This window comes from Desulfobacter sp. UBA2225 (assembly GCF_002348205.1).
Classification (GTDB): domain Bacteria; phylum Desulfobacterota; class Desulfobacteria; order Desulfobacterales; family Desulfobacteraceae; genus Desulfobacter; species Desulfobacter postgatei.
The window spans coordinates 502-10,305 of the sequence record NZ_DDYV01000179.1; the positions used below are offsets into that span (position 1 = coordinate 502).

5 protein-coding genes are annotated in these 9,804 nt (G+C 49.2%); 3 read left to right on the plus strand and 2 right to left on the minus strand.

Features of this window, described 5'->3' with window-relative positions:
• Positions 1–272 precede the first annotated feature (272 nt).
• From B3D59_RS09235 to B3D59_RS09245, 3 genes are all read left to right on the plus strand, one after another.
• Positions 273–683 (plus strand): type II secretion system protein GspG, encoded by a 411-nt coding sequence (locus tag B3D59_RS09235; RefSeq protein ID WP_414646530.1) that lies wholly within the window; start codon positions 273–275, stop codon positions 681–683.
• Between the two features lie 15 nt (positions 684–698).
• Complete coding sequence (locus B3D59_RS09240) at positions 699–2,780, plus strand: HD domain-containing phosphohydrolase (RefSeq protein WP_286819200.1); 2,082 nt, start codon at positions 699–701, stop codon at positions 2,778–2,780.
• Between the two features lie 238 nt (positions 2,781–3,018).
• Positions 3,019–4,863 carry a hypothetical protein gene (locus B3D59_RS09245; protein ID WP_286819201.1) on the plus strand — a complete coding sequence of 615 codons (1,845 nt, stop codon included), beginning with the start codon at positions 3,019–3,021 and terminating at the stop codon, positions 4,861–4,863.
• 82 nt (positions 4,864–4,945) lie between these two features.
• On the opposite strand, the gene B3D59_RS09250 is transcribed toward B3D59_RS09245, so the two are convergent.
• Together B3D59_RS09250 and B3D59_RS09255 are read right to left on the minus strand one after the other, a co-directional pair.
• Complete coding sequence (locus B3D59_RS09250) at positions 4,946–8,023, minus strand: proprotein convertase P-domain-containing protein (protein ID WP_286819202.1); 3,078 nt, start codon at positions 8,021–8,023, stop codon at positions 4,946–4,948.
• A 588-nt stretch (positions 8,024–8,611) separates the two neighbouring features.
• On the minus strand, positions 8,612–9,804 hold a 1,193-nt coding region (locus B3D59_RS09255; RefSeq protein ID WP_286819203.1), incomplete at its 5' end, for a type I restriction enzyme endonuclease domain-containing protein.

Consider the following 9,804-nt stretch of genomic DNA (forward strand, 5'->3'; position numbering starts at 1 on the left):
CGGATGGCCTAAAATATGACCAATGGTCAAATTTCAAACGACTCATATGGAGGATTCTGTTCAGGTGAATTTTCTTTCTTGCCAACGCCCCCAAACAATTATATACTTTTCGGATTCTTTCACAAAGGGTTCGTCTTCTCAACCGCTCAGGGAATGCACCCATATAAAATACGCCGATGCTATTTATCATACGCTTTCTTTTCAAGTTAAAACGTCAAACCGCCCTGGTGAACGGCTATATCAAAAAAGGCGGATTTACCCTCATTGAATTAATGATCGTCGTTGCCATTATCGGAACACTGGCCGCCATTGCCACGCCAATGTATATTAATATTAAAGACAAGGTCCGTGTGACCATTGCCATTTCAGACATTAAAACCATTGAAAAATCGCTACTGGTTTATTACTTTGACTTTGATAAATTTCCATCTAACCTTGCGGCAGTCGGCATGGATAATTTGACGGACCCCTGGGGTAACCCATATCAATATCTTCCCGTGGAAGGGACCCCGAAAGGAAAATTGCGAAAGGATCATTTCATGGTGCCTGTAAATTCAGATTATGACCTGTACAGCATGGGGCCGGATGGAAAGAGTGTGGCCCCGTTTACAGCCAAATCCAGCCGGGATGATATTGTCAGGGCCAATGACGGCGGGTTTGTCGGGCTTGTTTCAAATTATTAATGGAGAACAGAATAGATGCGAATCGGACGATCCCTGTTTCAAAGCAAAGTGGGCAGAAGAATTTTTATTTTGTTTGTGATGTGTGCGCTCATTCCCATTCTGTGTCTGTCTGTGATTTCCTATATCCAGGTGTCAGTCCAGCTTAAAAAACAGAACGCAAGAGATCTACAGGATGCGGCCAAAGTCCATGGCATGGCCATTTATGAGCGACTGCTGCACCTGGAAAGAAATATGCAGCTAAGACTGTTAAAATCTGACCACTCAGATGCCTTTACCAAAAAATTTCTTCCGCACTTCAATGCCATGGGACTGATTGACAGTGCAGGGCAAACTGAACGCTTGTTCGGCCAGTTTCCAGCTTTTTCAGATGCGTTTCTCAAAAAAGCCGCCAGTGTATCCCAGGAAAATACCGCCTTGATCTTTGAAAACAACGATAAGGAAAAAGCGGCTCCGGCCAAAGCGTATATGATAATGAAAGCTGACAAAACAGATACCCTGGTCGGAGAAATCGATACGCTGTATCTGTGGGGAATCGGACATCAAAATATCCTGCCGCCCATGACGGATCTATGTATAATGGATCAGTACCGGAAGGTTCTGGTTTCATCATTTCCCCTTACCGAGGAGCTGCGCCGAGATCTGGCCAGGGATACCGAAAATGACCAAGTCCGGCTATTAGAGTACAATGATCAAGGAGAAAATTATTTTGTCAGTTACTGGTCCATGTTTTTAAAATCAAACTTTGATGCACCGGTATTGAACGTGCTTTTAAGAAACCGCCAGAAAGAAGCGCTCAGCGCATTAGCCCAATTTAAAATTATTTTTCCCTTGGTCATTCTGCTTACGGTATGGATCGTTCTCCTGCTGAGTATTGTCCATATACGCAAAAGTCTGGTCCCCCTTGAAGAAATAAAAAAAGGAACCCAGCGAGTGGCCCGGCAGGACTTTAATACCCCTGTCGAGGTAACAAGCGATGACGAATTTGAAGAGGTCGCCCAATCGTTTAATATCATGGCAGAACAACTCAAGCGGCAATTTGAAGATCTGAATACGCGGTCTAAAATTGATCGGGAGATTTTATCTTCACTGAATACCCCGCAGATCATCAACACAGCATTAAAACGAATGTTTCTTTTTTTTGAATGTCATTCTGTCACCCTCTGTCTGGCCGTTGAAAAAAAACCGGAAACCTTTCACGGATTCATCCTGACGGATTTGAAAAGGAGAAAACCAGATGAAATATTTTTCGATCTGTCCAAAACCGATCTGGAAGAACTGGCAAAAATAGAGGAGCATTACATTGTTTCCGATCAGGGTTTAGTCAGGCGAATAGCCGCCAAGGCAGGTGTTGCCATTGACGAGTACCTGGTGGTACTCCCCATGATGATTGACGAAAAGCTCAAAGGGATCATCACACTTGGATATGAACAAGAAAAATCATTCTTGAACAACGAACTCAAACATGCCCGTCAAATTACCAATCAGATCACCGTGGCTTTGTCCAATTCTTTTCTGGTGGAAGAAATGGAACGGCTGAATGTAGGGACCCTGGAAGCCCTGGCAAGAACTGTGGACGCAAAATCTGCCTGGACGGCCGGTCACTCCGAACGGGTCACAACGCTTGCCATGAAGATCGCCGGTGCCATGAACATGGAACACCAGGAAATGGACAACCTGCGCCGGGCAGCCTACCTGCACGATATTGGCAAAATAGGCATCCCTTTGTCGATTTTGGATAAACCCGGCCGTCTTACCGACGAAGAGTACGATATCATCAAAGATCATCCATCCATAGGGGCAAAAATTCTGGAACCAATCCACGCATATGCTGAAACCATTCCTATTGTCCACCAGCACCATGAAAAATTCGACGGTACCGGATATCCAGGGCGCCTTGCCGGTGAAGATATCTGTATAGGCGCCAGAATCCTGGCTGTTGCCGACGTATATGACGCAGTCGTCTCTGACCGGCCATATCGAAACGGCTGGCTCAAGGAAAAATCCATAAAAATGATTACAGACAATTCCGGAACCCATTTTGACCCCAAAGTGGTGGATCTCTTTCTGGCAGTCATTTCAGATCTGGGATTGACCTAATAATCCAAAAAGTTGAGAATCTCAGAACCCGCGCTTGAATTCTCCCTTTTGTTTTAAAACCGTATATTTCAAGACCTGCCATCTTGCGTATAATTATTAAATCATACGACTCTTCTTGACAGGAAATATCTTTATATTCTATACGGTTATCGTAATTGTTAGATGTTAACAGCTTTCACGGCAAGGCTTTTGCCTGCGGTGAAATCAAATTGAACAGTGGAATCAACGGAATACGAAAATGAAAACAGGCAATATTAAAAAACAACTGACTATTTATCTGCAATTAGTCCTGATTCTGATTTTCTCTCATGTATCAGGCGTTGTCACATATGCCGCAGAGGAGAATGCGGCAAAGACCCATGATGAAGCGATTCAGCTTCAGGTGCTTGAATGTTTGAACCTGATAGCCGTATCCTTAACCCATATCATGACTTACAATGACAAGGTTATTCTGGATCAGGAATACAATATGATCATCAATAACCTGAATTTAAGCAACATCCCTGATGCCGACCTCATCACGCTGCTCCAGGAACTCATGGATCTGCTTACCTCCTCAAAAATCAATGATTATGACCGGGAATATCTTCTCAAAGATTTTGATAGAAATGTTCAACACGAACTTAAAAACAGAGTCACAGCACTTGTTTTTGATACGGATGTTGTCATCAATCCCTACAACACGATTTTAGCGGCCTTTGTCGCAACAGGCTCCTTCTATTTTAACTACCGATCCCAAATGAACACATACATTAAAGAAAAAGAGACAGGTAAGTGGGCCATTGAATCAAAGACCATGCAGGAACTTAACAATTTCTACAAAAAATTGCTCAAATACTCCTGGACGCTCATGAGAAAATACAACTTGCCCGATACATGGCGACTGGATGAAAAACAGCTGAGGGACTATACCAATATTTTAAAAGAGCCTGATCTTACCAAACGCTGCAGGAAATTAGAGCGGATTGAAACCAGCTTTCAGAAGTTTCCGCCATACTGGTACTACCGGGGCCAGTCAGCCCAGGAAATCGGCCGCACCAAAGAGGCTCTCCACTGCTTCCTCCAATTCCAGCAGATACACCAGGGAATTCTAAGAAAAGACCCGTACGCCGCTTCCGTTGCCATGTGCAAAACAATGCTCATGAAAAATTCAAATTCTGATGCGGTAAAACGCGATCTGGCGCTGATTGTGTCCAATTCCGATGATAATGACTGGGGAAACCTCCTTTTTGCAGCCCTCCAGTACGGTCACCTGGGGGATTCCGATACCGCAGGCAAGCTCATTTTACGTAATCTGGACAACGGGCACACAGCCTTCATCGACACGCCCGACATGGTTAGAACTGTTGGGCCTGCGTTGCTGTTAAACACCCCAAAGGATGTGTTCAATCGCATCATCGACGTGATTCTTAATAACGATACGGTTAAAAATTACGATGTGCTCTGGCTCTACGGTCAGACCCGCAACAGCGATATTTTAAAGAAGATACGCCTTGAATTTGACAGGGTTTTGCTCCAGACCGCAGGCAAGTCATTTTTAAATCCTCTGAATATTTTCAAAGATAATAACCTGTTAGTGTTCTTGCCAACACGCTGGGTGAACGGCACTTCGCTGGTGACATTGAAACTTCAGGACGAGTCTGGAGAAAAAAAGCTCAACCCTTCGGATACCGAAATACTGGATAATTTCCCCGAAATGACCCTGTTGACCTTTAAAGATGTATTGTCAGTGAAACAACTTATAAAGAAAAAACAGGCCGCTGACATATCAATAACATTTATTCATGAAAAGCTAGACAGGGATAAAAGGGATATAAAAGATTACACCATCGAGATGGTGTTTCAGTCGGATATCGTCACTTCCAAGGAAGCGTCGGAAAAAGAGATGAAGTACCTCAATACCCTGTTTGAAGGGAGAATCCCTGAAGCTATGAAGACAGAAAAGAAAAAAGCCGACAAACGATTGACTGTCTGGTTCAGCAAAAAGAAAATAATTTTAAACGGCGAGGCCTTTGACTGGAATGATGACGGCTTGATCATAAATCAGAAAAAAGCTCCCATTTCCAGCTCAGCCTTGAAATGAGCATGTCATGATGCCAGGGATCTTATAGTAACGGGACATGGGCACCTTGAATTTTTTCAAGGTGCCCTTATCGAAGCCGTTGTCAGAACCTTATGCGTAGTCCCCACGCATTGAGCTTGCCTATGTCACGACCCGCGTGATCAGATACGGACAGGGTCCACTCTCCTTTGGCGGATTCGCCGATGAGAGGGGATAAAGCGGGAGTCGTGCCTGTGTCGAATGTACGGATCAAGTTATCCCGATTGCCTCCGGTCCGCTCGTGTACGGTTACTGTCTTCCCGGAAGGCGCCGAGAGCACCACTCGCAGATCACCGATATAGGTATGGGTAATATCCACCTGGAGTTCGAGTTCCCGGACCGCACCCGCCCGACCCATCTCCAAGGTGTGGTAAATACCCTGGGCATCATTATCGGGAATGTGTAGAGCGGGTGCCGCCTTGAGTTCCTCCCACTCATCCGCCTCGGGCGCGATCTCTAATGTCCAACTACGCAGGGTGCCTTCATCAATCCGCGCATGATCCGAGACCGACAGCCGCCACTCCCCAGCAATCGACTGGCCAATAAGACCCGCCAGAGCGCCGGTCGACTGTACCTCGTAGCGGCCATGGAGGTCTTGTTTGGAGGCACCACTACGATTGTGTAGGGTGATCTGGGTACCGGCAGGTGAGATGAGATCGACTTTGAGATCCCCGATATAGGTATGCCGGATATCAACTTCCACCGCCACAGTTCGGATTCTGCCTGCTTGGGTCAGTGAGATGGCGTCATAAACACCGGCCGGATCCTGGTCGGGAATCGCCAGGCCGGGCTTACTCTCAGCACGAATCAAACCGCTTTCATCAGGCTGACCCAAAGCGCCGACGATCACCAGGGCAAACTCCTGATTTGCTTGCGGTACGTTGGATGCCACCACCTCAATACGCCAGGAACCGGGCAAAGGCGTGGTGACCTGCACCATTTCGACATTGTTATTGGCATCCATGGTCAAGGTTCCGTCGCCGGATGCGTTACCGACATGGCGTTTACCGTCTGGTGCCGTCAAAATGAGGTTCAGGTTGTTGACCAGATGCTCGCCGGGATAATCGCTGTACGCCATAACCACCCGTAGCGGGATGGCGTCGCTCTGGATCAATATCTCGCGTGACCATATCTCACCGGTGCTGAGGCCCTGCGCCACATCAATGTATTCGATTGCCGAAGATGCCTGGGGCGCCAGTGCACCATCCAGATCCAGACGCCCAAACCCCTGCTCGTTATCACAGACGGCCCCCGCGTTGCCGATATCTGGAAGCCGTTTACTCCCGGCAATCAACGTCGCCTTGATTAGAGCGGCGGAAGGATTGGCAATACCCTTGTCACGTCGCAGGAACTGCCTGACCAGGGTGGCGGCCCCGGCAGCCAGGGGTGTGGCCATGCTGGTTCCCCCCATATAAAAATACTTGCGGGAACCGGGAAAAGCCGCCCAGGCATTGTTGTTTGCTGCAATCCTGCTGGAGCGGGTGGAGAGCACGAATGTGCCGGGCGCCACCAGATCGGGCCGAATTCGCCCATCCTGGGTGGGCCCCCGGCTACTGAAGGCCACTACCTGTTCAGGGTTGTCCGCCATGGGTGCGTTACGGTAAGGCGCAACCGGGTAGTCGTCGGACCACCATAAACCGTATTGCTCGCCATTAAAGTTGGAACGTTCGTTTTCGCTCGCGCCCACACAGATGCAGTTCTTGGCCGTGGCGGGAGAGGTAACGCTCATGGGGTTGATTTTTCCGTCTCCATCCTGGTCCGTACCGTCATTTCCGGCGGCAACCAGCACACAAAAGTCCTTGTGCTCCCACACGAAACGATCAAGCTGTTCGCTCTGAGCGTCGTACGCACCGGGATCACCCCCACCCCACGAATTCGAGTGAATGCGCGCATTGTGAGCGTAAGCGTCGGCAAAGAGGGTGGAAATATTGTCGGGGATACCCGATAGCAGATAACGACCAATCGAACCGTAATAGCTGGAATCCTCCCATTTCATCTCCTGCTCAATGGCCTGGAATACCAGTCTTGCCCCATGGGCCAGGCCGCGGATGGGCCCCTCTGTGCCGCTCAAACCATCGCTGGAGCTGCCGTCGCCGAGCACGGAACCGGCAACATGTGTGCCATGACCGCTGTCAAGATCGGCAGAGCCATCGTCGGCCCCGGGATTTTTGATGTAGGGTGCATAATAGGAGTTGATCGGGTAACTGAGCATCGCGTGTATTCGGCCGCTGAAATCCGGATGTATCGAGTTGGCGTCACCGGTATCCAACCCGGTATCACACACGGCCACAACTTCTCCTGATCCATCCAGGTTCAAACCGGTTGCACCGGTAGCGATGGCCGTTCGCATCAACCTTCCGGCCACATCGTTGCTGGTCCGCTTGAGACTATGCTCCCGGATCAAACGTACACCGTGGACCGCGGCCAGATCCCGAATCCGCTTTATCCCTCCTTTTCCAGCAGGAACCCTCAAAATCATCATCCGTGCATCCGGATCCGACCGAAGAATCTCGAAACCAAGGGCCTGCACCTGTGGCTCAGCCTGCTGCTGGGTTTCGCTGTCAAAAAACGTCACCGAATACATCCCCGGCATCACCCGGGTCCGGGGCAACTCACCCTGCACCTCATCCTTTTTCCGCTTGACCCCGGACAAAACGGATGGGGCGACCCGATCCTTGTGGCTCAAATGTCCTGACCAACGCACGTACGGAAGGGCGGCAATGCGTGAGATACATGCCTCGTCCGCACGCACGACATAGCTGAACGAGGCGTGTGGAACCTGTAGCTTGCCGCCTGCGGCCTCGACGCCCTGCAGCCATTCCTGTTTGATGGGGCCTATAAACTGGACCAGATAGTGATGCATTCCCGGCGATAGCTTTCCCTCTCCCTTATAAGCAGGATGAGCCCGCATCCGCCCCCCCGAATCCAGACGCGGCAGCTCAGTATCGATATCGCGCTGGCCCGCAGGAAGCAGGTATTGGTCCGTGATGTCCTCCACAGGATAACGGCTGGCCAGCGAGTCCGCCAGCTCCTGGGGCAGCCGAGTCAGTAAAAAACCAGCATAGCGTTCGATGACAGGAATTTGATCGGAAAGTTTATCCTGTTCCGATCCGGAGCAAAAAACTTTTAATGTACGTTCCATGATGGACCTCTCGATTCTAACAGGTAAATGATAGTGATCGTTTATGACCTTCTAACTGCCTTTTGATATCGGTCTCAATAATACCGATCTTTCCTAACTGCAGATTAAACTACAAGTCCTATATTTGCTCTCCGGCACTGCAATTTGGTCTATATCCAAAACGTTAGGTTCATTCGGTGTGCGGTGTTCTTAGAAGTGAGTCAAATGTAATGGATTTCCAAACATTTGGCAAGTCTTAGACCCAGCCTGATGGAGGCGAAGGGTGTAGCGGTAGTGCAACGGGGTACCGGCGACGGTGCTTCGAAAGGAAGCCGCCTTGCTGAGGCAAGGTACTGGCTTGATACGAGGGGTCAACCAGCAATGGGAGGAATTCTTTGGATCAAGCAATGTCATGTTTTATGGCTGGACAATAGGAGCCGTATGAATCGAGAGGTTCACGTACGGTTCTGAGAGGGCCTGGGGGTGAGATTCCTCCGGGCTACTCACCTGGGAGGGACGCCCCGCGAGGGGCGTCCCTATCCCTATTAGCCCTATTTTTTGAGTTTTTGTTGAAAAAGTTTCAAATGGAACGGCTCGTGGCAAAAAGGATTATTCCGCATGGGCCATCTCGTTAGCAATCATTTCCGCCTGTTTCAGCACCGTCTCGGTTGCCAGCTTCTGCATATCCGGCGGGTAGCCATACTGACGCAAGGTTCTCTTGACGATGACCTTTAACTTGGCCTTAACGCTTTCCTTGATGGTCCAGTCAATGGAGGCGTTTTCCCTGACCCGTTCAAAAAGCACCACGGCAAGTTCCCGTAATTTGTCTTTTCCCATCACATCGCGGGCGCTGTCGTTATTGGCAATGGCAGTATAAAAGGCATACTCAAAGTCGGAAAGCCCCATTTCCTGAGGTTCTTTATCCATCTCCCGGATATCCTTGCCCAGGGCGATCAGCTCTTCGATGACTTCAGCCGCCGTAATGATTTTGTTGTGATATCTCTTGATGGAATTCTGCAACATTTCCATGAGGGATTTACCCTGGATCAGGTTCTTTTTTGTCCTGGCCTGTATCTCGTCATCCAGAAGTTTTTTCAGGACCTCCAAGGCGATATTTTTATGTTCCATGTTTTTCACTTCCAGAAGAAAATCCTCTGAAAGAATGGAGATATCCGGCTTTTTCAGGCCGGCGGCATCAAAGACATCGATAACCTGTTCACTCACCAAGGCCTTGTCGATAACCTGCCTGATCGCGGTTTCGATCTCCTCATCCGTTTTCCCCGTCCCTGAACCTTCAAACTTGACCAGGCGTGATTTGACCGCCTGAAAAAAGGCGACCTCATCCTTGACATCCATTGCCTCTTCATGGGGGACGGCAATGGCAAAGGCCTGGGACAGGGCTGTCACCTCGTTGATAAACCGTTTCCTGCCGTTTTCCAGGCCAAGAATGTGCTCTTCAGCCGCCAGAATCAGGGAAAGTTTTGCGCCTGTATCCGATCCAAAATAGTCTTCATAGGCAAAACCGTGGAACATCTGGGATACGACCTCCAGTTTCTCCAGCATCATCTGAACCGCCTGTTCCTGGGCGATGGCCGGATCACCCTTGCCCCCGCTGTCCGAATAAAACGACAAGGCCTTTTTCAGGTCCGCAGCAATACCCAGATAGTCAACAACAAGGCCGCCGGGTTTGTCCTTGTAGACCCGGTTCACCCTGGCGATGGCCTGCATCAGGTTATGGCCTTTCATGGGCTTGTCGATATACAGCGTATGCATGCTGGGCACATCAAAGCCGGTCAGCCACA